Raw genomic sequence first — 25,523 nt, 5'->3', positions numbered from 1 at the left:
TTTTTCTTAAAGTAAAGGTCTATGGCTTCAATACTCATTCAAAACCTCGCAAAGCGTAGTGATATCATCTTCCGTATGCGCTGCACTTATAACAATTCTACTCATTATAGGTGAAGTTTCATCTGGATACCGAAAACTTGTTACTATAATGTTGTTGTTTTCGAGGTGTTTATTTAAGTTTTCTTCGGAAAAGGTAAACGCCGGGTGTCCTTTCATATAATTAAAACCTTCAAGATTTTTTACATGTTTCAAGAAAAGTTGTGTATTGCGTTCTAAATCATTTCGTTTAGATTCATATATAGATTTTGCATTAATTACAGTTGCTAAGTTTGCGGGTGAGGCAGGACTTGCTCCTCCAAAAAATGAAGTGTTTTCAAATGAAGTAATTCGCTTTTTTGATCCAAATATAACACCAGCTTGAACCCCGAAACCCTTCCCTAAGGAGCTGCAAACTATTAATTCCATTGGGTTTAAATTTTTAATAGTTTTATAAATACCTCCACCATTTGCACCAACAATGCCAATGCCGTGTGAGTCGTCTATAACTAAAAGAATTTTAGAAAGCGGAAGTGTTTTTAACCCTTCAAAATCAGGGAAATTATTACCTTGAAAATCAATAGCATCTAAAAACACAACAGGTGTTTGTTTTTTATTACTTTTTAAATGAAGGTTTAAAGCGATTTTTAACTCTTGATAAGATGATGCAGATTTATTTTCTGTAATCGATAAACTTAATGCGGAATGTGTGTTTGGAGCATAAAAAAAAGTATAATCTTCAGTATTTAGAGCTTGAGCAACAAGTTGTCCTGCTAGATATCCAGAAGATAAACTAATGCAGGATTCACCACCAATATATTTTGCTAAGTAAGTCTCCACTTCATCATAAATAGAAATACGAATATTAGATTTTCGTGAAGCACCGTAATTTGTGCCGTACTTTCTAATGTTTTCAATAAATATATTTTGGAATTCAGTGTCAAATTGAAGTCCTAAATACGAGGTTCCGCCAAAATAAAGATAGGTTTTACCTTCAATTGAAATGTGACTAGATGGAAAAGAATTTAGATTAAAGATCATTATTTTAAAGTTACACCACTGCCTCCTAAAGTCGGAAATATCACACTCGCATCTTCTTGAATAATTACACCGTTTGCAATATCTTCTTTAAGTAAAAGCGCACCATCCATATCAACATAATCTAGTTGAGGTATAAGTTGGGCAATAGCCGAAATACCAACGGTAGATTCCGTCATGCAGCCAACCATAACTTTTACGCCCATGGCTTTACCTTTTTTAATCATGCGTAGTGCAGGCGTTAAGCCTCCGCATTTAGTAAGTTTTATGTTTATACCGCTAAAATGTTTGCAGCAAGCTTCTACATCGTCTTCAACAATGCAACTTTCGTCTGCAATTACGGGTAAAACAGAATGTTTCATAACTTTTTTCATGCCTTCCCAATCATCTGCTTTTAGCGGTTGTTCTAAAAATTCAACTCCTAACTCTTTTAAAAGAGGTGCGTTTTTAATAGTTTCATCTGCTGTCCAAGCACAATTAGCATCAATTCTAAAAACGGCATCGCTTTCTTTTCTTAGCGCTTTTACAATGTTAACATCGTCGTTGGTGCCTAGTTTTATTTTGTAGATAGGCCATGGCATTTCTTTCATTTTAGCAACCATTTTATCTATGCTAGCAATGCCAATGGTGTAATTTGTGGTCGGGAATGCTTCTAAGGTTGTTCCCCAAATATCGTAAAGAGGTTTACCTTCTAGTTTGCCGTATAAATCGTGAGCAGCTAAATCTAAAGCGCAAATAGCGAAATTGGTTAAGCCTTTTTTTACTAAAAATGCATGAAAAACTTCGGGTGTTGTAAAGTTGAAGTTTTCAATATCCTTCGAAATCGCGTTAATTTCTGTCGTCATACTTTCAACAGTGATGTTGTAATACGGATTAGATGTTGCTTCTCCATAACCTGTTTTTCCGTTTAGGGTAAGACAAGCGATTAAGCTAGGTTGAATGTCGTGCGACTCTCTAGATATGGTGAAGGTGTGTTTTAGTTTAAGGTTGTACGGCTTTAATTCTATTTGCATGTATGAGTTTTTAAAACTTAAATAAAGTTAATGAAAATAATGTTTGTGACGAATGCATGAATTCGTTTATTTGAAATCTTTGCAGAAATGGGCGTTTTTGTTGTCGTAAAATGAAGGAAGCATAATTATAATAACGTTTCAACCCTTTTTTGCAACATGGGTATAACTTCTGTTTCAAACCAAGGATTCTTCGTTAGCCAAAATCTATTTCTAGGTGAAGGATGTGGTAAGGGTAGAAATTTGGGTAGATACTCTTGGAAATTATCAACCGTTTCTGTCAACGTTTTTTTCGCTGTTTTCCCTAAATAATATTTTTGTGCATACATACCAATAAGAATAACTAACTCAACGTTTTTAAGTTTATTAAATAAGAGCTCGTGCCATTGTGGTGCACATTCTGGTCTTGGTGGTAAATCGCCTGTTTTTCCTTTTCCAGGATAGCAAAACCCCATCGGGATTATGGCGAATTTTGTTTCATCGTAAAAATCTTCAACGGAAACATTTAGCCATTTTCTCAGTTGTTTTCCACTAGCATCATCCCAAGGAATTCCAGACAAATGCACCTTGATTCCTGGTGCTTGCCCGATAATTACAATTTTAGAATCTGGGTGAGCAGAAAGCACAGGTCTTGCGCCTAAAACGAGATGTTCTTCGCAAATTTTACATTGTCTTATATTGGATAAAAGTTCCTGCAGAATAATTATTTTTTGGTTAGAGGATTACCTTCAAAACTTAAACCATTAAACCCGGTTTTCATAAAGTTTCTAATATTTTGGTGTCCGGTTCCATTTGGATCTTTTAGAACATCATCAAAATAAAACTGACCAAAACATGCTAAAGTGTCTTCTTTCATTAGTTTCTCGAGTTTTGCAAAAGCAAATAGTTTACAAGACCCTGAGTTTTCTCCAACACCATTTTCTAATGTTCCATTTTTAAAAGCGGTTGGTGTAAAGTTATATTTTGCTTCAATTACACTTGTAGTATCAGTAAAAACAATGGTTTCAGGAGTGTTTTTTAATTTTTCTATAAATAATTCTAATGTCATTTTCTATTTCTTTTTTCCTCCAACAATAATTACTATTTCTCCTTTTGGTGGTTTGTTGGTGTAATGTTCTAAAACTTCTTTTGCGGTACCACGAATGGTTTCTTCATACAATTTTGTAAGCTCGCGGGATACCGAAACCTGTCGGTCATCACCAAAATACTCACAAAAATGCCCTAGAGTTTTTATTAGTTTATGCGGACTTTCGTAAAAAATTATGGTTCTGGTTTCTTCAGCTAAAAGAAGTAAACGTGTTTGGCGTCCTTTTTTAACGGGTAAAAAACCTTCGAATATAAATTTATCATTTGGTAATCCAGAATTCACTAAAGCTGGCACAAAAGCTGTGGCACCTGGCAGGCAATCTACTTCAATACCATTTTCAATACAAGCACGAGATAATAAAAATCCAGGATCAGAAATAGCAGGTGTTCCGGCATCGCTAATTAAAGCTACGGTTGTTCCGCTTTTTAATTTCTGAATTATATTTTCGACCGTTTTATGCTCGTTATGCATATGGTGGCTTTGCATGTGGGTCGAAATTTCAAAATGCTTTAAGAGTTTTCCAGATGTTCGGGTATCTTCAGCTAATATTAAATCGACATCTTTTAAAATTTCAACAGCTCTAAAAGTGATGTCTTTTAGGTTTCCAATCGGTGTTGGTACAATATAAAGTTTACTCATTATTCAAATTTACCTTCAATAATTTCCATGAAGCGGGTTTCAAATTCTTCTTTATTGGCCCAATTATTATAGTCTGGTTTAACCATAGTTTCAATAAAATCTTTGGCGTTTGGAAAAGATTGCTTGGTGTTTAATTGCGATATTACACGATCGTAATCTTCGTTTTTACCATCAAATAAATGTTTAATAAAAGCTATTTTATCATTTAAGCCAATTTTCAATCCGCCCGATTTAAGCTTATCATTCAACGATTTTTTATCGCTTAATACGCCATTTTCATTTTTCTTAACCGGATCAAAAATAGGTGTTTCTTCAAAGCCTAAAGTAAGATCTTCCAAATTATGTTTTATAACAGGAGTTTTAGGTTCTGTTCTTTCAAACAATTCATCTACTTCTTGCGTTTCATAAGGCATTTGGGCTACCATATCTTTAATAGTTTCCATTAAAGGTTCGGTAATCTCTTCATTTTCATTTTCTTCTAAATTTGTGTAAATATTATCTTCATGCTCAATATTATCACTAAATTTATTATTGAAAGCCGTATCTAGCATGCTAAAAAACGACGAATCGTTACCAATACTCGGGATGCTATCTTCAAAATTTTCCTGAGCAAATTTTAAAACCGATAGCTTTTCAAATAATTCTTTAGCTTCGGTATGCATTTTAATTACATCTTCTTTACCTTTCAGTTTCAGAATTCTATGGGCTATGCTTACAAGTTCAGATTCTAATTTCTTCTTCATTGTTTATAAATTTAAAATTTAAAGGTATTAAGGCGTTTGATTTTTAATAAATTTGCGTCACCTTTATACAAACCAATTTTAGTGTTAAAATTACGAAATGTTTCTTGAAAATACGGTAAATCATAAAGAACAATTTGGATGGATTGAAGTCATATGCGGCTCGATGTTTTCGGGAAAAACCGAAGAACTCATCCGTAGACTTAAACGTGCCCAATTTGCAAGGCAACGTGTTGAGATTTTTAAACCTGCCGTAGATACGCGTTACGATGAGGAAATGGTAGTGTCTCACGATTCTAACGAAATACGTTCTACACCAGTGCCAGCAGCTGCAAACATCCCTATTTTAGCCGATGGTTGTGATGTAGTTGGCATAGATGAAGCTCAGTTTTTCGATGATGAAATTGTGCGCGTTTGTAACGATTTAGCTAATAAAGGTGTGCGTGTTATTGTTGCCGGATTGGATATGGATTTTAAAGGAAATCCTTTTGGACCTATGCCAAACCTTATGGCAACCGCAGATTATGTTACCAAAGTACATGCTGTTTGTACCCGAACAGGGAATTTAGCACAATACAGTTACCGGAAAGCAAAAAGTGATAGTTTGGTGCTTTTAGGTGAAGTTGAAGAGTATGAACCTTTAAGTCGAGCGGCTTATTACAAAGCTATGGAACGTGATAAGGTGCGGAACATGCAAGTTAAAGATGAAGAGGAGGTTGGATCTAAAATAAAAGATTCCGATGTCTAAAGCAAAAGAAACTGTTCTTGAGATCGATTTAAAAAAACTAAAACATAATTTTGAGTATTTAAAATCGAGACTTAATAAGGACACACTGTTTTTAGCGGTTGTAAAGGCATTTGCCTATGGTAATGAAGCTTCGGAAATAGCAAATTATTTAGAAAATCTTGGAGTCGATTATTTTGCTGTAGCTTATATCGATGAAGGTGTTGCATTAAGAAAATCGGGTGTTACTAAGCCTATTTTAGTGCTACACCCACAAACTGTTAATTTCAAAATCTTAATTGAAAATGATTTAGAACCAAGTATTTATAATTCAAAAATATTAAAAGAATTTATTGATATCGCTTCCGCGGAAAAAACACAAAACTACCCTATTCATATTAAGTTTAATACGGGTTTGAATAGATTGGGCTTTTGGCATGGTGATGTTGAAATGATTCATAATATTATAGGTGAAACCAAAAATATTGCTGTAAAATCTATCTTTTCGCATTTAGCTGCGAGTGAAGATTTAGAAGAAAAAGTGTTCACTTTAAATCAAATTGATATTTTTAAAACGATTGCTTATAATTTTGAAGTCGTTTTTGGTTTCAAACCCATGCTTCATATGTGTAATACTTCAGGGATTTTAAATTATCCTGAAGCACAATTTAATATGGTGCGTAGCGGTATTGGATTGTACGGTTTTGGAAATTCCGAAGAAGAAAATAAAAATTTTAAACCTATTGCGACATTAAAAACGGCCATTTCACAAATTCATCAATTAGAAAAGGGCGAAACTGTTGGTTATAATCGTGCTTTTAAAAGTGATTCCGTATTAAGAAGTGCAACTATACCAATTGGTCATGCCGATGGTATTGGTAGAATTTACGGAAACGGTAAAGGCTTTGTTACTATAAATAATAAAAAAGCAGCCATAATTGGTAATGTTTGTATGGACATGATTATGGTGGATGTTACGGATATAGATTGTAGTGAGGGTGATGAGGTTATTGTTTTCGATGCTAATTCTACCGCAGAAACTTTAGCACAAACGGCAAACACAATCTCTTATGAGCTGATAACGAGTATTTCCCAGCGAGTAAAGCGACGAATTATTGAAGCTTAAGTGAATACATTTTATTAAGACTGTGACTTTTTAACTATATTGGGGTCTTAATTATTATTAACCAAGAAAATTATAAAATTTAAAATTATGCTTAAAGAATTTAAAGAGTTTATTACAGGTGGCAACGTTATAGAGTTTGCTGTCGCTGTTATCATGGCAGGAGCTATTGGTGGAGTTGTAAAAGGTTTCGTTGATAATATTGTAATGCCGGTTGTTGGTCATTTTACAGGAGGAACCGATTTTGCTAACATGAAGATTGTATTAACAGAAGCAGCAGTTAATGCTGAAGGTGCGGTAACTACTGCAGAAAATGCAATTATGTATGGTGCTTGGATTAACACTATTGTTAATTTAATTATTGTAGGTCTTGTAATGTTCTTAATTGTAAAAGCATATAATAAAACAAAGAAACCAGTAGAGGTTAAAGAAGAAGCTCCAGCTGGACCATCTCAAGAAGATTTACTTGCTGAAATTAGAGATTTACTTAAAAAATAACAATCTGTTAAATATTTAACACGCTGTTATTTGTTGTTAAAAAGCCCTCATTTTTATAAAATGAGGGCTTTTTTTAGATTTTAAAATGGAATTAATACTTAATTTTGCTAACAGAATTTTAATAAATAAAGAATTATGAAAATAGCAGTTGTAGGCGCTACTGGAATGGTAGGTGAGGTGATGCTAAAGGTTTTAGAAGAACGTAACTTTCCTGTTACCGAATTATTATTGGTTGCTTCAGAGCGTTCTGTTGGAAAAAAATTAACTTTCAAAAATAAAGAATATACTGTTATTGGTTTAGCCGATGCTGTTGCTGCAAAGCCACATATCGCTATCTTTTCTGCTGGTGGTGAAACATCTGAAGAATGGGCACCTAAATTTGCTGCAGTTGGTACAACGGTAGTCGATAATTCTTCTGCATGGAGAATGGATCCAACTAAAAAATTAGTGGTTCCAGAAATTAATGCAAGCGAATTAACAAAAGAGGATAAAATTATAGCAAACCCAAACTGCTCTACCATCCAAATGGTGATGGCTTTGGCGCCGCTACATTCAAAATATAAAATGAAGCGTGTTGTTGTTTCTACATACCAATCTGTTTCCGGGACTGGTGTAAAAGCTGTAAAGCAACTAGAAAACGAAATTGCTGGTATTGAAGGCGAAATGGCTTATCCTTATCCAATTGGTAGAAATGCATTGCCACATTGCGATGTGTTTTTAGAAAATGGATACACCAAAGAAGAAATGAAATTGGCTAATGAGCCTCAAAAAATATTTAACGATCGTTCATTTTCTGTATCTGCTACAGCGGTACGTATTCCTACAGCTGGAGGACATTCTGAATCTGTAAATGTAGAATTTGAGAATGATTTCGATTTAGCCGATGTTCGTAAATTATTAAGCGAAATGCCAGGAGTTGTACTTCAGGATGATACTTCTAAAAACGTTTATCCTATGCCAATTTTTGCACACGATAAAGATGAGGTTTTTGTTGGAAGATTAAGAAGAGATGAAACACAACCAAATACATTAAATATGTGGATTGTTGCCGATAACTTACGTAAAGGTGCTGCAACAAACACCGTACAAATTGCTGAATATTTAGTAGCAAATAACTTAGTGTAATTTACACTTTTTTAAATATTTTAAGCTCCTGTAAATTTTACAGGAGCTTTTTTTTGGTGTTAATCTTGGTTTATAAATTCAATATTATCAGGTGTTGAAGCTTTGTTTAAAATAGTTTGAAAAATATATTCGCAAACCAGTTTTTCACCTTCTAAATTTATAAGTTCTAAAGTGTCTTCGGGTGTGTGGTATTGCGGATGCCCGCCAGTATGTACACCTAAAACCGATATGTTTTTCTTATAGAAAGAAACATGATCGGAACCGCCAACAGACCCTGCATGAACTATAGGGTTTAAGCCTAAAGATTTTCCGAGATTCTTCATAAAATCCACACCATCAGTAAATGTGCCTGCGCCCCCAGCATATACATGTTTTTTCTCGTTTAATCGACCAACCATATCCATGTTAATCATTAATTTTATTTGAGAAAGTGGAATTAGCGGGTTTTCTGTAAAATATTTACTTCCTAGCAAGCCTTGTTCTTCGGCTCCAAAAGCAATAAATAAAACACTTCGTTTTAGTTGGTCTTGTTTTGAAATTAATTTTTCTGCAATTTCTAATAAAGCGGCAGTTCCGCTAGCGTTATCATCAGCACCATGATACACCACGCCTCTTTTATCCGATTTGGACGATGGTCCACCAAGTCCCAAATGGTCGTAATGCGCTCCTAAGACAATGAATTCGTTTTTTAATTCGGGATCATTCCCTTCAATAAAACCAACAACATTACAGGTGGTTACTTCTGGTTTTTCGTCTAGACCTTTATCAACTCGTAATTTGGCTTTAAAACGCTGTTCGTAATTTTTACTTAAAGATTTTAAGCCTATAGTTTTAAACTCTTTTTTAATATATTTCACAACACGTTTAGCGCCTTTTTCTCCTGGAAATCTTCCGCCGTTTTTATCTAATATTAAAAATTCTATATGGTCTTTTATTTCATTTTCGGTTATTTCAGCTTGAGAAAACATACTGAAATACGATGCGATGGATAATACGAGTAGCACTGTTTTTTTCATCATTAGGGTTTTGAATAACATTGTCAAATATATAATTATACCGCATTTTAATTCCATAATTATTGAATAAATCTAGAGCTTTAGCTTGTGTTTTTTGCGTATTTTTGAATGATTAATATAATAAATCATGAAAAAAATAGTGTTAACGTTTTTCTCATTAAGCTTGTTAGTCGCTTGCGGAAATGATAAAACAGAAAAAAAAGATATTGTTGTGAGTTACCCAGAAACAAAAACTGTAGATACTATTGATACTTATTTTGATGTTGAGGTAAAAGACCCATACCGTTGGTTAGAAGATGATAGAAGTGAAGAAACCGAAGCTTGGGTAAAGGCCGAAAACGTGGCTACAAACGCATATTTGGATAAAATCCCTTTTAGGGAAGCATTAAAAAATCGCTTATCCAAATTATGGAATTACGGAAAAGTAAGCGCTCCTTTTAATGAGGGCGATTACACGTATTTTTATAAAAATGATGGTTTACAAAATCAAAGTGTTCTTTATCGTTTTAAAAAAGGGGGCGATTCTAAAACGGCAACGGTTTTTTTAGACCCGAATACGTTTAAAGAAGATGGAACAGTATCTTTAGGAGCAATAAGTTTTTCTAAAAACGGAAAAATTTTAGCCTATACTATTTCTGAAGGAGGAAGCGATTGGCGAAAAATTCTAATTATGGATGTAGAGTCTAAAGACATCATAGAAGACACGCTAATTGATGTGAAATTCACACAGTTATCATGGTACAAAAATGAAGGTTTTTATTATTCTAGTTACGATAAGCCCAAAGGAAGTGAGCTTTCGGCTAAAACCGATCAACATAAAGTATACTATCATAAATTAGGAACAGCACAAAGTACAGACGAATTAATTTTTGGTGGAACACCCGAAGAAAAACACCGCTATATCTACGCTAACGTTTCCGAAGATAATAGATATCTGTTTATAGCGCCGCGTATTTCAACCTCTGGAAACAAGCTTTTAATAAAAGATTTATCAGTGCCAAATAGTAAGTTTGTTTCTATTTTAGATCATACAGATAGTGATACTGGAGTTTTAGAAAACGAAGGAAGTATGTTGTATTTGGTAACTAATTTAAATGCCCCGAACGAAAAAATAGTAACGGTAGATGCTGCAAATCCAACCCCAGAACATTGGGTAGATTTTATTCCAGAAGCCGAGCATGTGTTATCCATTTCTAAAGGGGGTGGTTATTTTTATGCGACATATATGATTGATGCTATTTCTAAAGTTAAACAATACGATTATAGTGGTAAATTTATTAGAGATATTGAGTTACCAGGCCTTGGAACTGCAAGTGGTTTTGGTGGTAAAAAAGAAGAGAAAACTAATTACTTCTCGTTTACCAATTACAATACACCGGTGACAACTTATACATTAAATGCGGACTCTGGAGTGGTTAAGTTGTACCGAAAATCTGCTATTGCATTTAATAGTGCTGATTTTGAAAGCCATCAAGTATTTTACACATCTAAAGATGGAACAAAAATACCAATGATGATTACGCATAAAAAAGGATTGGAATTGAACGGTAAAAATCCAACTATTTTATATGGTTATGGAGGGTTTAATGTGAGCTTAACGCCATCGTTTAGCACACCAAATGCTGTTTGGATGGAGCAAGGCGGTATCTACGCGGTAGCCAATCTTCGTGGTGGTGGTGAGTACGGAAAAGCTTGGCACGATGCCGGAACACAACAAAAAAAGCAAAATGTATTTGATGATTTTATCGCTGCAGCGGAATATTTAAAGGCTCAAAAATATACATCTACAAATTATTTAGCAATTAGAGGCGGTTCTAACGGAGGTTTACTTGTTGGAGCAACTATGACGCAGCGTCCAGATTTGGCAAAAGTAGCTTTGCCTGCCGTTGGTGTTTTAGATATGTTACGTTATCATACGTTTACCGCAGGAGCTGGTTGGGCATACGATTATGGAACGGCTGAAGATGATAAAACTATGTTTGAGTATTTAAAAGGCTATTCTCCCGTGCATAATGTGAAATTTGGTATAGAATACCCAGCAACTTTAATTACTACTGGAGATCATGATGATCGTGTGGTGCCAGCTCACAGTTTTAAATTTGCTGCCGAATTGCAAAGCAAACAAGCAGGACGCAACCCAATATTAATTCGTATTGAAACCGATGCAGGCCACGGTGCAGGAACTCCAATAAGTAAAACTATTGAGCAATATGCTGATATTTATGGTTTTACTTTTTATAATATGGGGTTTAAAGAGCTATCTTTGTAAGTTAATTAGAGTTAAAAATAAAACTTATGCCTGTCAGTAAATTAAAGCTTGAAATTCAAAAAAAGGAGATAAAAATTCTTTTTACTGATTATTTCGACACTTTAGTTCATCGAGATGTTCACCCTAATTATGTGATTAAAATATGGGCAAAGCACATGATAAGAGAGTTTGGTTTAAATATTTCTATTGAAACGCTTTACTTTATTAGGCAAGAGGCTGTAAGTTATTTATCTGGTAAACTAAATAAAAATAGCTTAGAAATTGAGTATGATGTTTTAAAGGGAGAAGTCTACAGTAGGTTAGTTAATAACGATATTATTTGTGATGTAGATAAAAAACAATTTTTTGACTATTTTGAAAAAGCCGATTTAAAATCCGAAACGGGAGTTCAGTATCTTAATAGTCAGATGATTGATTTTTTGAGAGATTTTAATAAAAATGGAGGTACCATATATTTAGTTTCAGATTTTTATGGCTCTATATCTTTATTTAAAAAGATGTTGAAGTATCATGGTGTTTTAGATTTGTTTAAGGCTGTTTTTAGCTCATCTTCATTGGGAGAAAGCAAGCAAAAAGGAACTATTTATGGTGCTCTAACATCTAACCTTTTATTAGATTCAAGTAAGGTTTTAATGGTTGGTGATAATAAAGTAAGCGATTATGATAACGCTATAAAATCCGGACTTAATGCTTGCCTTTTACCTCATCAAAAATATTTAAGAAAAAACCAATTCAACAAAATTGGTAACGAGAATAAAAAACTAAAAAAGATAATAAAAAAGGTCTATAAAAATTGTAATAAAAAAGACGCGATGCCATTTACGGAGTATATTCTTTTTTATCATTTTTTTGCGGAAAGATTGTATAATAAGTGTAAAAAAGATGGAGTTAAAAATTTATTTTTTTTATCAAGGGAAGGTCAATTCTTGAAAAGAATATTTGATTCATATCAAAAATATCATGGCTTAAGCGAAACGTTTAAAACAAACTCCCATTATTTAAAGATATCAAGGCAAGCTGCGATGCAAATTAGTCTTAAAGAGCTAGATTCTGAAGGTTTTAGTTACCTTTTAGAGAACTACCCCGAAATGACTTTAAGCGACTTTTTTACCTTTTTAAACTGCCCTCAAAATATTAAACTGAAAGTTGTTAATGAGTTGAATTTAGATCTTAACATGGGATTTAAAAGCTTTTTTGAGTCCGATGATTTTAATAAGTTAAAGTTAAATGTATCTTTTAAAAGTTTTTATGATAAGCACCGGAAGTCTAATATTTCTGCCTTTAAAACTTATGTAGAATCTTTTGATGTTCAAATTGAAAAAGCAGGGATGCATATTGTTGATATTGGTTGGGGAGGTACAATGCAAGACGCACTTTATCAATTTTTTCAAGAAGAAATACCTGTAATAGGGTATTATTTAGGTGTTAAGGAAAATTACGGTATAACGGAAAGTACTAAGCGGTACGGATTATTGTTTTCTATTTTACCGTATAGTAATTATGATGATAATATTTTAAAGGCAAATAGCCAATATTATGAGCAATTTGCATCAGCTAACCACGGTAGTGTTGTTGGTTACTCTAAAGATTTGCCAAATTATGCTATTGAATACTATAATCAAAACGAAAAGTCTCTGTATGAAAAATATATTTTAGAACATCAGAACGAGATGTTTAAAGTTCATTTGTTTTTATTGAAACAATTAGAAAGCATCTGTTATAATCAAGATATGGTGCAGGGTTTAATTTCAAAAAAGGCCTTATATAGTGGGTTATTTTATAGTAACAGAAAACTAAAATTTATACAGATTTTGAATTCTGGTTTTTATCAGAATATTGGAACGAATAATGTGGGTATTGCATACAAAATAAATGATGATATTAGTTTTAAAAAATTGTTTAAAAATTTCCTGTTAACCCCAGAACTTGTTTTTCGATATGTTACAAAAATTGAACCTGTAATTTTTAAAAAGAATAGGTTGTTAGCGAGATTGTTTCCGGCTTATTTTATTTATAAATACATTGTTTTTAATAGGTTTGTTCGATTTAATATTTTAACAAATAGGGTTTTGTTAAAGTTTATATATTTTAAATAAAGTTTGGTGTTTTACCACCAAACTAAAAAGGACTTGTTTAGTATACCATTTGGATGTTTTAACCAGAAAATGGGTGAAAATTTCCGTTCTAAAATGGGGTTTACAACTTCGGTAAAGGCAGAATAATTTAACCAATCTACTTGCGTATGCGGCTCAATAATCCAGTCTATTTTTTGGGGAATGTAAAATTTGTAATCTAAAAATTGAGATAGATTTTCTTTTTTTATATAATACCCAACAACACATTCTGGATTTAGAATAGATAAGTTTATTTTTTCTCCAAAAGGAATAAATAATTGCGCTTTAAAATAAACTTGTTGATCAATTTCTGAAGCTCTTAAACCTAAGTTTTCTAAGTAAGGTTCACAGCTTTTAGAATAAAGTAATGGCAATTGCTTTTCGCTAAGTTTTTTCAACTTTTCAATTAAAGCATCTTTTCTATTAGGACCAATAAAATGATCTATTTCTGAAGTTCCTACCGAAGCATCATAAACATAAAATTTGTAAATAACCTCTAGATGAATTGGTTTTTCATCCTTTAGAAGTAAACAATCAATTTCTCCTAAAGTGATTTTCCCATCTTGTATTTGAAGATTTTCCGAGAGTATTTTAACCGCTAGATTTTGGCTTAATTCGAAAGAAACTAAGCGTTCTATATATTTTCCGAGTCTAAGTTTGTCATCAATATCTAAATCTATTTTATCAGATTTAGAATGTATTTCAAACTGCTTCATGTTGAAAATCACATCCTTTTTCCATAAACTAGGTGTTTTTCGGAAGCCGTCGTATCTATTCTGTACGTCTTTGGTGTGTTTTGTCACAAACTCAAAATAATTATAGACTTGCCGAAATATTTAAAATTCAGCAAGTCTTTTAGGGTTCTAGTATTTTAATAGCCAACCTTTTCACGAACTCTGCTTAATACATCATTAGCAACCAATCGTGCTTTTTCAGCGCCAATGGCTAAAGCAGCATCAATTTCGTTTAGGTTACTCATATAATAATTGTAGCGTTCACGCTGCGTTGCAAATTTTTCAACTATTAATTCAAATAACGCTTGTTTAGCATGACCGTAACCATAATTACCATTTTCGTAATTGGCTTTCATAGCGCTAATTTGAGCATCGTCTGCTAGTAAGCTGTAAATAGCAAAACAGTTACAAGTACTCCAATCTTTTGGATCTTCAAGCGCTGTACTATCTGTTTCGATAGACATAATTTGCTTGCGTAATTTTTTATCTGTTAAGAATAAATTAATCGTATTATTAGCGCTCTTACTCATTTTCCCACCGTTGGTTCCAGGAATAAGCATGGTGTTTTCTTGTATTTTTCCTTCTGGTAATACAAATGTTTCACCCATTTTAGCATGAAAACGCGATGCTACATCACGCGTCATTTCTATATGTTGTAATTGGTCTTTTCCAACAGGGATAATATTGGCGTCGTATAATAAAATATCGGCAGCCATAAGCATTGGGTATGTAAACAATCCCGCATTTACATCATCTAAACGGTCGGCTTTATCTTTAAAACTATGTGCTAGTGTTAAACGTTGGTAAGGGAAAAAGCAGCTTAAATACCAAGATAATTCCGTGGTTTGTGGAATATCACTTTGGCGGTAAAACACCGTTTTTTCAACATCTAAACCAAAAGCAAGCCAGGTTGCAGCAGTAGAATACGTGTTTTCTCGTAAGGTTTTAGCATCTTTAATTTGTGTTAAAGTATGCAGGTTTGCGATAAATAAAAACGAATTGTTTTCAGGGTTATCAGCCATTTTAATTGCTGGAATAATTGCTCCTAAAATATTCCCTAAATGCGGTGTTCCTGTGCTTTGTATGCCTGTAAGTATTCTTGCCATGTGTGCGCTTCCCAAAATACGGGAATCTTGTTAAAATTAAACTCAATTTTTGATATGCTAGCAAAGGTAATTTTTTTAATAGAATTGCTCAATACAATTATGTATTTTTGAAGACGATGAAATTTTTTAAATACATTTTCTGGGTATTCTACCGTATTTGGTTTTATATATTGGTGGGTTTACCTATAATTATCTTGTTTCCAATTCTTTTAGTTTCTATAGCTAAAGAAGCTTGGTATCCATTATTTTTTAGATTAGCGCGTTTTTGGGCGAAGATTATTTTAATAGGCATGGGCTTCGCTTATAAAATTGATTGCGAACAAAAGCCAGATCGCTCAAAAAGTTACATGTTTGTAGCAAACCATACATCTATGGTAGATATTATGCTCATGTTAGTTTCTGTTAGAAATCCGTTTGTTTTTGTTGGAAAAGCAGAATTATCTAAAATCCCACTATTCGGGTTTTTCTATAAACGCACCTGTATTTTAGTCGATAGAAGTTCAGCTAAAAGCAGGCAAGCCGTATTTTTAAGAGCGCAACGCCGATTAAAAACCGGTGTTAGTATTTGTATTTTTCCTGAAGGTGGCGTGCCGGAAGAACATATTGATTTAGATGAATTTAAAGATGGAGCTTTCCGGTTAGCTATAAATCATCAAATACCGATTGTGCCAATAACTTTTGCGGATAATAAAAAGCGGTTTTCATATACTTTTTTTAGTGGAGGTCCAGGAAGAATGCGCGTTAAAATTCATAAATTTCTACCAACTGAAGGTTTAACAGCAAAAGAAACTAGAGCATTGAATGATACTGCTCGAGAGATTATATTTAATCAACTACAAGAATTTAAAAAATAAAAAACTGCCCTAAGTAGAGCAGTTTTGTTTGATATTGATTTCTGAGCTTAAAGGAAATCGATACCTAGATTTAACCAAAAATCTAAAATTTAATAGCTAACCCGGTGTATACGCCAACAAAGAAAGGTTGGAAATCACCAGAAGTATTGTTGAATGTGTTTATTTGATATTTAAGCATCGGTTCTAAATTTAGATCTATTTTTTTACTGACCTGATAGCTTAAACCTAACCCAAAATTGGCACTATAACTTACCTTGTTAATATTACTTGCTTCACCTAAATATGTGCGATTTCCATCTTGAGCTTCCGAAAACACTTCGTTATTATTTAAAAATAACGAACTAAAACCACCAATAACATTAACACCAAATTTGTTATTTAAAACGGCGTATTGTAATTCTAAAGGAACTTCGATATAACCTAAACTTTGGTTAATAGAGGTGTTGGACGTTTTTAATAAACTAGCTGCGTTTTTCTGACTTAAATTATCCGCGCTAATTAAAGATGTTTGTACGGTTGATGCTGGGCTATTACTAAAGTCATTATTGGTTGATGCATTACTGTTATAGTTAACATTTTGTAATGAACTAGCTGCAGAGTTTGTTGCAATAGATTGATAACTCACAACATCGTTCGTGTTATAGCCAAGGTTTACTTTGTTAATACCCGAGCGAACGCGCAGTCTTTTATTTAAAGCATAACTAGCTGTAACACCATAACTCATATTAACTTCTCCGGTTTTGGAGTTACTATTAAATTGCGGGTCTATAGACGAGCCTTTCCCTGTTGTATTAAAATAAACAGGAGCTGCATTGGCCGCCAAACTCCAGCGATTTATTTCGCTTTCTTGATCAATAATATCATCTGTTTTGTTTAAAACCTCTTCTATAGTTAGGCTCTCTTCTTTAGTATTATTGTCTGCTATAGTTTCGTTGGGTTCCTCTGTATTTATTCCTTTGTCATTGGTTTCTGTACCTGCAATAGCGTTTTCTTTTGTTGAAATTGTATTGTTTTCTTCGGAAGTTTGATTTGCTACACTATTATTAGCATCTGTATAAAGTGTCTTTCTTTTTTTCTTTTTATATGAAGAAGAAGCGACTGTTTTAGATGTTTTATTTGGATTTTGAGCCGATTGTCCGTGATTATTATTTTGGTGTGTTACAGGTTTTGTATTTGCAATTACTGAAGCTGTTGAAGGGGTCTGATTGTTTTTGTTCGTGTTTTGATTGATGTTATTAATGTTTTCCTTTTCGGAATTTTGATTGATATCATTTTCCTGATTTGCATTATCAGAAATAGCCGAATTAATATTAGAATTCGAATGGTTTTCACCAGAAATGGATTCGTTTTCAGTTTCCGAAGATTTTGTAGAATTAGTATCAACCACTTCTGGTTGCTCTACATTTTCCGAAGTATTATAAAAAGTATTAATTCCTAAAGTTAAAAAGACTAATAACAACGCAGCAACGCCTGCATAACGCCACCAAATTGGAATAACTCTACGTTTTTTCTTGTCTTTATTAAGTTCGGCTTCTATGTTTTTCCATACAGCATCGCTGGGCGTGGCTTCAAAATCTTTTAAGCCTTCCTGGAAGAGTCTGTCTATGTGTTTTTTATCACGCATTATAATGATTGCAAACTAGTTGCGGATTTATGTGTTTCTATCGTTTGCTTCAAAATCTGTCGAGCTCGCGCTAAATTGGATTTTGAAGTTCCTATTTTTATTTTAAGCATTTCAGCTATTTCTTTATGCGAATAATCGTCTAGTACATAGAGGTTAAAAACCAACCTATATCTATCCGGTAATTCTTGAATTATTTGTAATAAATAATCAATAGAAAGTTGATCATCGTCTATATCAACTTCAACATCTTCAATGGCATCTTCATTAATAATATCAAAAACCTTTTCGTTTCGGTAGCGCTGCATTACGGTGTTAATGGTAATACGTTTTAGCCAACCTTCAAAAGAGCCTTTGTTTTTAAATTGTTCAATTTTTTTAAATATAGTTAAAAATGCGTCTTGCAAATTATCTTCTGCTTCGGCATAGTTTCTAGAATACTTTAAGCACACAGCGAAAAGTTTACTCGAAAAGAGTTTGTACAGTTCGCCCTGTGCCTTAGTGTTGTTAGTTTTACAATTTTCTATGAGTTGATTTAAACTCAAAATAATAAGCGTGTTAATTAGTTATTCTTCTTCTACAACAGGTACTTCTATAATTAAATATTGATCTTCACCATCGGCATCTTCGCCTTGCCAAAATTTAAAAATATAAGATCCATTACCGGTTACATTAAAATTAAATGTGTTTTCAACCAATTCGTTTTCTAGTGTTTCGCAGTTATCTTCTTCAAACACATAATTAATTGGAGCAACGGTACGTTCGTTATTGTTTTTAAGATAATAAAATTCTCTAAAAGAGTGGCAGCTAGATGGTTTAAGGTATGATATTGTTATTGGATAAGTTTCGCCTATTACAAACTCCGTTGGAATATCAACACTTTCTACAGGTAAAATCTCAAAACTATAATTAACGCTATCATCATCCACACTACAAGATGCCAAAATTAGCATTAAACAAATTACAAGCAATTTTTTCATTTCAATACTTTTTTTAGTTAAAATTTGGGTTTTGTTTTATAGATGCCATTTTTGCTGAATGGTTGCGTAGGTAATTGATTTTAGTTTAGTAAACCCTTAAGTTTAGAGCAAAAAAAATCCCGAATGTATCGGGATTTTATATATTTAAAAGAAAAGGTTGTTTTACTTAAGTCCTTCTTTTATAGCTGCTTTTATTTTTTGTTCTAACTCATCAAAAAGCTCTGGATTGTCTTTGATTATTGCTTTTACAGCATCACGACCTTGCCCAAGTTTAGTATCTTCGTAACTAAACCAAGAACCACTTTTCTTTACAATTTCGTATTCTACAGCAACATCAAGAATTTCACCTACTTTACTAACACCTTCTCCGTACATAATGTCGAATTCGGCCATTTTAAATGGTGGAGCAACTTTGTTTTTCACAACTTTTACTCTGGTTTTATTACCTAAAACATCGCCATTGCTGTTTTTAATTTGTGTAGAACGACGAATATCTAAACGTACAGACGCGTAAAATTTTAATGCGTTACCACCTGTTGTTGTTTCTGGATTACCGAACATAACACCAATTTTTTCACGTAATTGGTTAATAAATATCACGGTACAGTTTGTTTTACTAATAGAACCTGTAAGTTTACGTAAGGCTTGAGACATTAAACGTGCGTGTAAGCCCATTTTAGAATCTCCCATCTCACCTTCAATTTCACTTTTAGGTGTTAATGCGGCAACAGAATCGATAACAACAATATCGATAGCGCCAGAACGAATTAAATTATCGGCAATTTCTAAAGCTTGCTCACCATTATCTGGTTGAGAAATAATTAAATTATCGATGTCTATACCTAAGTTTTCAGCGTAAAAACGATCGAAAGCATGCTCTGCATCAATAAAAGCAGCAATTCCGCCAGCTTTTTGAGCTTCTGCAATAGCGTGTAATGTTAATGTGGTTTTACCAGAAGATTCTGGTCCGTATATTTCAATAACACGTCCGCGTGGATAACCTCCAACGCCTAATGCGATATCTAATCCTAATGATCCCGACGGAATAGCTTCGACATCTTGAATAGCGGCATCGCTCATTTTCATTACTGTCCCTTTTCCGTAGGCTTTATCTAATTTATCTAAAGTAAGTTTTAGTGCTTTTAATTTCGCTTCTTTTTCGCTGCTCATTATATGATTTTTTTTCTGAAGATTTGTCTGCTAAATTACTACATCTTTTGGGAGAACACAATAATAGTTTTCAACATAATTTTACTTGGCAAAATGATTGATTTACTGATTTTTGGAAGAAACTGAAACTATTTACGCAACCTTTTAGTTTGTTTTGCATCTATTAAATGAAAAAGGGAAAATTGTTTGCTGTGAAATTTAACAAACGAGCACTTGATAACGACTAGCTCAAACTATTTTTAAAAGCACTTAAATATGTATTATTTAGGTGCTTTTTTTGTGCGTGAAACTTTAACAGATATTTTGTTTGTCATTCTTTAAAAGAAAAAACAAAACGGGTAAAACGAGTTGCGTGCCTTAAAAAAAGGTATTTGCAAACACGAGCGCTAGGGATTGCAGCATTGTTGGAGCTCTTTTTGTGTTGTTGCACCTATGCAACACAAAAAAGCGACTGCGGAAAGCCCGACCCTTTTCGGGTAGTGCCCAAAATAGCGTTGTTATACTGCCAAGTTGTTTTGAAAATATTATCTTTGCCGCTTAAAATATTTTCTTAACCTTAAAAACTTAGTATAGCATGCAACTGTACAACAAATTAAGCGCAGAAGAAAGGGCCGAATTAATTGACAACGCAGGAAAAAGTCGATTAACACTTTCTTTTTATCAATATGCCAAAATTGGCAATCCACAAATTTTTAGAGACCATTTGTATTTAGCTTGGGACCCGATGGAGGTTTTGGGTAGGATTTACGTGGCCCACGAGGGTATTAACGGACAATTATCTTTACCAGCAGATCGCTTTAACGAGTTTAAAGCGCATTTGGATACCATAGATTTTTTAAAAGATATTCGATTAAATGTTGCTGTAGAGCAGGATAATAAATCGTTTTTGAAGTTAAAAGTAAAGGTGCGTAACAAAATTGTTGCCGATGGTTTAAACGATGATACGTTTGATGTACGGAACATAGGTGTGCATGTGGATGCTGACAAATTCAATGAATTAATTGAAGATGAAAACACTGTTTTGGTGGATATGCGAAACCATTATGAGAGTGAAATTGGGCATTTTAAAAATGCTGTAACTCCAGATGTGGATACGTTTAGAGAATCTTTAGATATTATTGAAGACGATTTAAAAGCGCATAAAGAGGATAAAAATTTAGTGATGTATTGCACAGGTGGAATACGTTGCGAAAAGGCGAGTGCGTATTTTAAACATAAAGGTTTTAAAAATGTGTTTCAGTTGGAAGGTGGTATTATTGAATACACGCGCCAGGTGAAAGAAGATAAGCTTGAGAATAAGTTTTTAGGACAGAATTTTGTGTTCGATGAGCGTCGTGCTGAGCGTATTAGTGATGATGTTATTGCGAATTGCCACCAATGCGGAACACCGTTTGATGTGCATACTAATTGCGCAAACGAGGCCTGCCATTTACTGTTTATTCAATGCGATAGTTGTAAAACAGAAATGGATAATTGTTGTTCTACGGCTTGTAAAGAGATACATGCTTTGCCTTTTGAGGAACAAAAAGAACTGCGTAAAGGACAAGGTAATAGTAACGATATTTTTAAGAAAGGCCGTGCCGACCACTTGCCATACAAAAAAGATTTACGTAACATTTTTGAGACTTTAAAAGTCGATAAAATTTAAATCCACAGTTATGCAAAAGATAGAATTAATGGCACCTGCTGGTAATTTTGAATCGCTGCAGGCGGCTTTAGATAATGGCGCAGATTCGGTTTATTTTGGAGTAGAACAATTAAACATGAGAGCAAGAGCTTCGGTAAATTTCACTTTAGACGATTTACCTGAAATAGCAAAACGATGCGAAGCTAAAGGCGTAAGAAGTTATTTAACCTTAAACACGATTATTTACGATCACGATTTATCTATCGTAAAAACCTTAATTACCCAAGCTAAAGCAGCGAACATAACTGCTGTTATTGCTATGGATCAGGCCGTAATTGCTATGGCTAGAGAAAAGCAAATGGAGGTACATATTTCTACCCAAATAAATGTGACGAACATTGAAACGGTTAAGTTTTATGCGTTGTTTGCAGATACCATGGTTTTGAGTCGCGAGTTGAGTTTGCGTCAGGTTAAAAAAATTACCGAGCAGATTGAAAAAGAGCAAATAAAAGGTCCGTCGGGAAAACTTGTTGAGATTGAAATATTTGGTCATGGTGCCTTGTGCATGGCGGTTTCTGGTAAATGCTATATGAGTTTGCATTCTCAAAATTCATCTGCAAATAGAGGTGCTTGTAAACAAAATTGCCGAAAAAAATATACGGTTATCGATCAGGAAACAGGTTTTGAAATGGAGTTGGACAATGAGTATATTATGTCGCCTAAAGATTTGTGTACTATAGATTTTTTAGATGAAGTGGTCGATGCTGGTATAAAAGTTTTAAAAATTGAAGGTCGTGGTAGAGCGCCAGAATATGTAGCTAAAGTTATTAAATGCTATCGTGAAGCTATTGATAGTATTGAAAACGGAACTTACAGTAAAGAAGAGGTGATAACTTGGATGAAAACCCTAGAAACAGTTTACAATCGTGGTTTTTGGAGTGGGTATTATTTAGGGCAAAAACTTGGAGAATGGAGTAAAGGTTCTGGATCTCATGCTACACAAAAGAAAGTTTATATTGGTAAAGGCACACACTTTTTTCCTAAGGCAAATGTTGGCGAGTTTAAAATTGAAGCTTACAATATTAATGTTGGTGATACTATTTTAATTACTGGTCCAACTACAGGGGCGCAGGAATTGGTGGTTGAAGAATTTTTGGTAAACGATAAAAAATCGACCGAAGGAACTAAGGGTGATATGGTGACTATAAAATTACCGTTTAGAATTCGCCAGTCTGATAAACTATATAAAATTGTAGAAAATAAAGTGGAAGCTTAATGGTGGTTATTACATTACAGAGAAAAAAATGTATTGGTTGTAACTACTGTGTAGAGTTGGCGCCCGATCAATTCCAGATGTCGAAAAAGGATGGAAAAACGGTATTACTGCACGGTCAAGATAAAAAAGGATTTTTCACTTTAAAATCTAACGACGAGCTTATTTTTGAAGCTTCGGATAACGCAGCCAAGGCTTGTCCGGTTAAAATTATTTCGGTAAAGCAGGTTTAAAATTATTCTAGTTTAAGCCATCATACTCCCGCAAATACCCAAACTAACAATACAATAAACGGCGGCTAAAATGAAAAGAATTTTAGCTGCTTTTTTATGTTTTTTAAACACTATAAAGCCAATAATAGCCAGAAAAATTGCTGGGCCAAACATAATGGCTAGAATAAGATATATTAAACCATCTAAATTTCCTACTTCTAAAAACATCATAATATTTCTTTTCTAAGTTCTTCTAATCTAGCCTTTTTATCATCACGATAAAATAAGTTCATGGTTTCAAAAGGTATAATTTTATTGTCTTTATCCACAATATGCACGCACGATTTTTTTATGGCACGTACATCAAAATTATAAGCATCAATAAATTGCATAATTATTACCCGAAACAAATTATCATAACCCAAATTTGGCGCATCAATATCTGGTAAGCAACACATAATGCTTTTTAAGTTTTCTTGAGCCACTTCAACCGAATTTCCAGTGCTAAACAACTCAATCATTTTATCTTGCAATTGGCTGTCTTGCTCGTAAATAATGGTGTTTTTACTATTGTCCAATAAATCGTTTGGATTTATATATCGGGTTAACGGAAAAACCTCTTCGCCCAATTTTAAAGCATAACCCATCACTAAAGCATCTGGATTGCAGGGCACAGGCAATAAATCGTCCGGATTAAAAATATCGGTTTGTTCCATTATTTTTCTTCTCACTTCCGTTAAAGTCAGTCTATCCGTTTCCGGATTAAAATTATCTAATCGGCCAGCAATTTGTGTAGGTTGCAATGTCACCCCACGAATACATTTTTGTTTTAAAGCATACTCTATAATTTTACCAATTTCATGGTCGTTTAAGCCTTTTTGTAAGGTAACAACCAATGTTGTCGATAGGTTTACGGTGTTTAAATTAGCAATAGCCTGCGCTCTAATATGGTTTAAATCGGCGCCACGTAATTCCTGCAAAACGCTATTCTCGAAAGAGTCGAATTGTAAATAAATCTCAAAATCGGGTGCATAGGTTTTTAACCGTTCCGCGAAAGCGATATCCTTAGCGATTTTTATACCATTGGTATTCAGCATTAAATGCCTAATTGGTAGCGATTTTGCATAATCCATAATCTCCCAAAACTGTGGATGTATAGTGGGTTCTCCACCCGAAATTTGCACCACATCAGGCTCCTTTTCATTGCGCACAATAGTGTCCAGCATGGCCTTTACCTCGTCTAAAGTGCGGTGCCTGCCGTAAGTAGGCGATGACCCTGCATAACAAGTTGGGCACGTTAAATTACAACGGTCGGTAACTTCCACAACTGTTAAGCAACTGTGCTGCTCATGGTCTGGGCACAACCCACAATCGTACGGGCAACCATAATCGGTTTTGGTGTTAAAAACATAAGGCGTTTCGCTAGGTTTATTGTAATTCCGTATGTTTTTGTAATACTCAATATCGTCGGCAATTAACACCTTAGAATTCCCATGCTCCTTGCAGCGTTTTAGCATATAAACGTTACCGTTTTCGAATACAATTTTAGCATCCACACGCTTTAAACATTCTGGGCATAAGCTTAAAGTAAAATCGTAATAAGTATAATTTCTAACAGGCATTTTTTTGTTTTTAAATAAATATTTGGGCGTTACCCGAAAAGGGTCGAGCTTTTCTCTGTAAGTCCTCGCACTTCCTTCGTCAGGCTGTGGGCTTTCCGTTGCAATCCCTAACGCGCCTTTTTGTTCACTTTTAGGCTAAAAATAGTGGTTCTGTAATACAGCAAACAAATTAAACATAATATTTGAATTGAGCTTAAACCAAAAATATAAAACACATTAGGCTTTAAAAATTCTATAAAAAACCGGAAAGTGAAATACAGAACCATAAACCATTTAAAAAGCGTGCCGTTTTCTAGAGTTGCAGATGTTTTAAGCTTTTTTAAACCTATAAAAAGTAATATTAAAAACACCAATTCGTAAAGTGATGTTGGGTGGCGTAAAACACCGTCACCTAAATCCATTCCAAAAATTGATGATGTTGCTTTACCGTAAGTAAACTCATTAATTCCTGATAAAAAACAGCCCACTCTTCCAATAAAAATGCCGATAATTATCGGAAACACAAACAAATCGCCAGAGCGTTGCGTTTCTCCAACTATTTTTTTAGCGAGTTCTACACCAAGTAATCCACCAAATAAACCGCCCATTATGGTTTTGGCGTTTAGCAATTCTACCAGGTTTTCTCTTGAGAATTCCACTAAGGGGTTTTCTAAAAAACCAACCAAGCGCGAACCAATAAGTGCACCCAAAGCAGCACCAAGAATTATTGATAAGCGGTTGGTGGTAGAAATTACATCTTTACTATTACGCCGTAAAAACAAGTAATACCGAAAACCAATAAAGAATGCTAAGTATTCTAAAACTAAGTGAACATTAATAGTGTAACCGAAAATTTCGGGTGTAAATGGAATTTGCAAAAGGGTGTTTTTTTTATAAATATAACCCAATTTTTTAATCTGCGTTTT

Annotated in this window: 26 protein-coding genes; 10 read left to right on the top strand and 16 right to left on the bottom strand. The window is 33.8% G+C overall.

Features of this window, described 5'->3' with window-relative positions:
- Window positions 1-27 precede the first annotated feature (27 nt).
- From GQR97_RS05795 to GQR97_RS05770, 6 genes are all read right to left on the bottom strand, one after another.
- Window positions 28-1,077 carry an aminotransferase class I/II-fold pyridoxal phosphate-dependent enzyme gene (locus tag GQR97_RS05795; RefSeq protein ID WP_158846370.1) on the bottom strand — a complete coding sequence of 350 codons (1,050 nt, stop codon included), beginning with the start codon at window positions 1,075-1,077 and terminating at the stop codon, window positions 28-30.
- On the bottom strand, window positions 1,077-2,087 hold the full coding sequence (locus GQR97_RS05790; protein ID WP_158846368.1) for a dipeptide epimerase: 1,011 nt from the start codon (window positions 2,085-2,087) through the stop codon (window positions 1,077-1,079). The genes GQR97_RS05795 and GQR97_RS05790 overlap by 1 nt, the downstream gene beginning before the upstream one ends.
- Before the next feature lie 125 nt (window positions 2,088-2,212).
- Complete coding sequence (locus GQR97_RS05785; RefSeq protein ID WP_199269934.1) at window positions 2,213-2,782, bottom strand: uracil-DNA glycosylase family protein; 570 nt, start codon at window positions 2,780-2,782, stop codon at window positions 2,213-2,215.
- A 5-nt stretch (window positions 2,783-2,787) separates the two neighbouring features.
- Complete coding sequence (locus GQR97_RS05780; protein ID WP_158846366.1) at window positions 2,788-3,132, bottom strand: HopJ type III effector protein; 345 nt, start codon at window positions 3,130-3,132, stop codon at window positions 2,788-2,790.
- A gap of 3 nt (window positions 3,133-3,135) precedes the next feature.
- Entirely contained in the window at window positions 3,136-3,810 is a 675-nt protein-coding gene (rsmI, locus tag GQR97_RS05775; protein WP_158846364.1) for a 16S rRNA (cytidine(1402)-2'-O)-methyltransferase, read from the bottom strand.
- Window positions 3,810-4,553, bottom strand: a complete 744-nt coding sequence (locus GQR97_RS05770) for a hypothetical protein (protein ID WP_158846362.1) — start codon at window positions 4,551-4,553, stop codon at window positions 3,810-3,812. Before GQR97_RS05770 ends, rsmI begins: the two co-directional genes overlap by 1 nt.
- Window positions 4,554-4,650: 97 nt before the next feature.
- On the opposite strand from GQR97_RS05770, the gene GQR97_RS05765 reads away from it, so the two are divergent.
- From GQR97_RS05765 to GQR97_RS05750, 4 genes are all read left to right on the top strand, one after another.
- Complete coding sequence (locus tag GQR97_RS05765; RefSeq protein WP_158846360.1) at window positions 4,651-5,298, top strand: thymidine kinase; 648 nt, start codon at window positions 4,651-4,653, stop codon at window positions 5,296-5,298.
- Window positions 5,291-6,400 (top strand): alanine racemase, encoded by a 1,110-nt coding sequence (gene alr, locus GQR97_RS05760; protein ID WP_158846358.1) that lies wholly within the window; start codon window positions 5,291-5,293, stop codon window positions 6,398-6,400. Before GQR97_RS05765 ends, alr begins: the two co-directional genes overlap by 8 nt.
- An 87-nt stretch (window positions 6,401-6,487) precedes the next feature.
- Window positions 6,488-6,895 (top strand): large conductance mechanosensitive channel protein MscL, encoded by a 408-nt coding sequence (gene mscL, locus GQR97_RS05755; RefSeq protein ID WP_158846356.1) that lies wholly within the window; start codon window positions 6,488-6,490, stop codon window positions 6,893-6,895.
- 135 nt (window positions 6,896-7,030) lie between these two features.
- Complete coding sequence (locus GQR97_RS05750; RefSeq protein WP_158846354.1) at window positions 7,031-8,020, top strand: aspartate-semialdehyde dehydrogenase; 990 nt, start codon at window positions 7,031-7,033, stop codon at window positions 8,018-8,020.
- A 59-nt stretch (window positions 8,021-8,079) separates the two neighbouring features.
- Here GQR97_RS05750 and GQR97_RS05745 read toward each other — a convergent pair whose 3' ends face one another.
- Window positions 8,080-9,039: a M28 family metallopeptidase gene (locus GQR97_RS05745; protein ID WP_199269911.1), complete on the bottom strand. Its 960-nt coding sequence runs from the start codon at window positions 9,037-9,039 to the stop codon at window positions 8,080-8,082.
- A 124-nt stretch (window positions 9,040-9,163) separates the two neighbouring features.
- Between GQR97_RS05745 and GQR97_RS05740 the strand changes: the two genes are divergently transcribed.
- Entirely contained in the window at window positions 9,164-11,305 is a 2,142-nt protein-coding gene (locus tag GQR97_RS05740) for a prolyl oligopeptidase family serine peptidase (protein ID WP_158846352.1), read from the top strand.
- A gap of 26 nt (window positions 11,306-11,331) precedes the next feature.
- The gene (locus GQR97_RS05735; protein WP_158846350.1) at window positions 11,332-13,401 is read left to right on the top strand and encodes an HAD family hydrolase; all 2,070 of its coding nucleotides are present in this window, start codon (window positions 11,332-11,334) and stop codon (window positions 13,399-13,401) included.
- A gap of 11 nt (window positions 13,402-13,412) precedes the next feature.
- Here the strand turns inward: GQR97_RS05735 and GQR97_RS05730 are convergent, their stop codons facing one another.
- Complete coding sequence (locus GQR97_RS05730; protein WP_158846348.1) at window positions 13,413-14,222, bottom strand: DUF1853 family protein; 810 nt, start codon at window positions 14,220-14,222, stop codon at window positions 13,413-13,415.
- Between the two features lie 68 nt (window positions 14,223-14,290).
- A complete protein-coding gene (gene trpS, locus GQR97_RS05725; protein WP_158846346.1) occupies window positions 14,291-15,259 on the bottom strand; it encodes a tryptophan--tRNA ligase in 969 nt (322 codons plus the stop codon).
- A gap of 116 nt (window positions 15,260-15,375) precedes the next feature.
- Here trpS and GQR97_RS05720 point away from each other — a divergent pair, with 116 nt between their 5' ends.
- Window positions 15,376-16,113, top strand: a complete 738-nt coding sequence (locus GQR97_RS05720; RefSeq protein WP_158846344.1) for a lysophospholipid acyltransferase family protein — start codon at window positions 15,376-15,378, stop codon at window positions 16,111-16,113.
- An 82-nt stretch (window positions 16,114-16,195) separates the two neighbouring features.
- Here the strand turns inward: GQR97_RS05720 and GQR97_RS05715 are convergent, their stop codons facing one another.
- From GQR97_RS05715 to recA, 4 genes are all read right to left on the bottom strand, one after another.
- Window positions 16,196-17,737 (bottom strand): outer membrane beta-barrel protein, encoded by a 1,542-nt coding sequence (locus tag GQR97_RS05715; protein ID WP_158846342.1) that lies wholly within the window; start codon window positions 17,735-17,737, stop codon window positions 16,196-16,198.
- Window positions 17,737-18,279: an RNA polymerase sigma factor gene (locus tag GQR97_RS05710; RefSeq protein ID WP_158846340.1), complete on the bottom strand. Its 543-nt coding sequence runs from the start codon at window positions 18,277-18,279 to the stop codon at window positions 17,737-17,739. Before GQR97_RS05710 ends, GQR97_RS05715 begins: the two co-directional genes overlap by 1 nt.
- A gap of 21 nt (window positions 18,280-18,300) precedes the next feature.
- Entirely contained in the window at window positions 18,301-18,714 is a 414-nt protein-coding gene (locus GQR97_RS05705) for a hypothetical protein (RefSeq protein ID WP_158846338.1), read from the bottom strand.
- 162 nt (window positions 18,715-18,876) lie between these two features.
- Window positions 18,877-19,884 (bottom strand): recombinase RecA, encoded by a 1,008-nt coding sequence (gene recA / locus GQR97_RS05700; protein ID WP_158846336.1) that lies wholly within the window; start codon window positions 19,882-19,884, stop codon window positions 18,877-18,879.
- Window positions 19,885-20,458: 574 nt separating this feature from the next.
- Here recA and GQR97_RS05695 point away from each other — a divergent pair.
- From GQR97_RS05695 to GQR97_RS05685, 3 genes are read left to right on the top strand one after another with little or no spacing between them, the layout of a single operon-like run.
- The gene (locus GQR97_RS05695; protein ID WP_158846334.1) at window positions 20,459-21,532 is read left to right on the top strand and encodes a rhodanese-related sulfurtransferase; all 1,074 of its coding nucleotides are present in this window, start codon (window positions 20,459-20,461) and stop codon (window positions 21,530-21,532) included.
- A gap of 10 nt (window positions 21,533-21,542) precedes the next feature.
- Window positions 21,543-22,787 (top strand): peptidase U32 family protein, encoded by a 1,245-nt coding sequence (locus GQR97_RS05690; protein ID WP_158846332.1) that lies wholly within the window; start codon window positions 21,543-21,545, stop codon window positions 22,785-22,787.
- Window positions 22,787-23,017 (top strand): ferredoxin, encoded by a 231-nt coding sequence (locus GQR97_RS05685; RefSeq protein ID WP_158846330.1) that lies wholly within the window; start codon window positions 22,787-22,789, stop codon window positions 23,015-23,017. The genes GQR97_RS05690 and GQR97_RS05685 overlap by 1 nt, the downstream gene beginning before the upstream one ends.
- A 12-nt stretch (window positions 23,018-23,029) precedes the next feature.
- On the opposite strand, the gene GQR97_RS05680 is transcribed toward GQR97_RS05685, so the two are convergent.
- The 3 genes from GQR97_RS05680 to GQR97_RS05670 all read right to left on the bottom strand — a co-directional run bounded on the left by GQR97_RS05680 (window position 23,030) and on the right by GQR97_RS05670 (window position 25,475).
- Window positions 23,030-23,227 (bottom strand): hypothetical protein, encoded by a 198-nt coding sequence (locus GQR97_RS05680; protein ID WP_233267609.1) that lies wholly within the window; start codon window positions 23,225-23,227, stop codon window positions 23,030-23,032.
- Complete coding sequence (locus tag GQR97_RS05675; RefSeq protein WP_158846328.1) at window positions 23,224-24,618, bottom strand: radical SAM protein; 1,395 nt, start codon at window positions 24,616-24,618, stop codon at window positions 23,224-23,226. Before GQR97_RS05675 ends, GQR97_RS05680 begins: the two co-directional genes overlap by 4 nt.
- 107 nt (window positions 24,619-24,725) lie before the next feature.
- A complete protein-coding gene (locus GQR97_RS05670) occupies window positions 24,726-25,475 on the bottom strand; it encodes a prolipoprotein diacylglyceryl transferase family protein (protein ID WP_158846326.1) in 750 nt (249 codons plus the stop codon).
- Between the last annotated feature and the right edge of the window lie 48 nt (window positions 25,476-25,523).

Origin of the sequence: Algibacter sp. L1A34, assembly GCF_009796805.1 — a bacterium.
Taxonomy (GTDB): domain Bacteria; phylum Bacteroidota; class Bacteroidia; order Flavobacteriales; family Flavobacteriaceae; genus Algibacter.
Note: the sequence above shows the minus strand (reverse complement) of the source record. Positions and strands in the feature narration are given on the sequence as shown.

Excerpts from the sequence above, each read along its gene's own strand:
- recA (WP_158846336.1), bottom strand. The coding sequence starts at position 19,884 with ATGAGCAGCGAAAAAGAAGCGAAATTAAAAGCACTAAAACTTACTTTA.
- GQR97_RS05680 (WP_233267609.1), bottom strand. The coding sequence starts at position 23,227 with ATGATGTTTTTAGAAGTAGGAAATTTAGATGGTTTAATATATCTTATT.
- GQR97_RS05715 (WP_158846342.1), bottom strand. The coding sequence starts at position 17,737 with ATGCGTGATAAAAAACACATAGACAGACTCTTCCAGGAAGGCTTAAAA.
- GQR97_RS05675 (WP_158846328.1), bottom strand. The coding sequence starts at position 24,618 with ATGCCTGTTAGAAATTATACTTATTACGATTTTACTTTAAGCTTATGC.
- GQR97_RS05735 (WP_158846350.1), top strand. The coding sequence starts at position 11,332 with ATGCCTGTCAGTAAATTAAAGCTTGAAATTCAAAAAAAGGAGATAAAA.
- GQR97_RS05740 (WP_158846352.1), top strand. The coding sequence starts at position 9,164 with ATGAAAAAAATAGTGTTAACGTTTTTCTCATTAAGCTTGTTAGTCGCT.
- GQR97_RS05705 (WP_158846338.1), bottom strand. The coding sequence starts at position 18,714 with ATGAAAAAATTGCTTGTAATTTGTTTAATGCTAATTTTGGCATCTTGT.
- GQR97_RS05690 (WP_158846332.1), top strand. The coding sequence starts at position 21,543 with ATGCAAAAGATAGAATTAATGGCACCTGCTGGTAATTTTGAATCGCTG.
- GQR97_RS05770 (WP_158846362.1), bottom strand. The coding sequence starts at position 4,553 with ATGAAGAAGAAATTAGAATCTGAACTTGTAAGCATAGCCCATAGAATT.
- GQR97_RS05790 (WP_158846368.1), bottom strand. The coding sequence starts at position 2,087 with ATGCAAATAGAATTAAAGCCGTACAACCTTAAACTAAAACACACCTTC.
- GQR97_RS05795 (WP_158846370.1), bottom strand. The coding sequence starts at position 1,077 with ATGATCTTTAATCTAAATTCTTTTCCATCTAGTCACATTTCAATTGAA.
- GQR97_RS05695 (WP_158846334.1), top strand. The coding sequence starts at position 20,459 with ATGCAACTGTACAACAAATTAAGCGCAGAAGAAAGGGCCGAATTAATT.
- GQR97_RS05685 (WP_158846330.1), top strand. The coding sequence starts at position 22,787 with ATGGTGGTTATTACATTACAGAGAAAAAAATGTATTGGTTGTAACTAC.
- alr (WP_158846358.1), top strand. The coding sequence starts at position 5,291 with ATGTCTAAAGCAAAAGAAACTGTTCTTGAGATCGATTTAAAAAAACTA.
- mscL (WP_158846356.1), top strand. The coding sequence starts at position 6,488 with ATGCTTAAAGAATTTAAAGAGTTTATTACAGGTGGCAACGTTATAGAG.
- GQR97_RS05720 (WP_158846344.1), top strand. The coding sequence starts at position 15,376 with ATGAAATTTTTTAAATACATTTTCTGGGTATTCTACCGTATTTGGTTT.
- GQR97_RS05765 (WP_158846360.1), top strand. The coding sequence starts at position 4,651 with ATGTTTCTTGAAAATACGGTAAATCATAAAGAACAATTTGGATGGATT.
- trpS (WP_158846346.1), bottom strand. The coding sequence starts at position 15,259 with ATGGCAAGAATACTTACAGGCATACAAAGCACAGGAACACCGCATTTA.
- GQR97_RS05750 (WP_158846354.1), top strand. The coding sequence starts at position 7,031 with ATGAAAATAGCAGTTGTAGGCGCTACTGGAATGGTAGGTGAGGTGATG.
- GQR97_RS05745 (WP_199269911.1), bottom strand. The coding sequence starts at position 9,039 with ATGATGAAAAAAACAGTGCTACTCGTATTATCCATCGCATCGTATTTC.
- GQR97_RS05780 (WP_158846366.1), bottom strand. The coding sequence starts at position 3,132 with ATGACATTAGAATTATTTATAGAAAAATTAAAAAACACTCCTGAAACC.
- rsmI (WP_158846364.1), bottom strand. The coding sequence starts at position 3,810 with ATGAGTAAACTTTATATTGTACCAACACCGATTGGAAACCTAAAAGAC.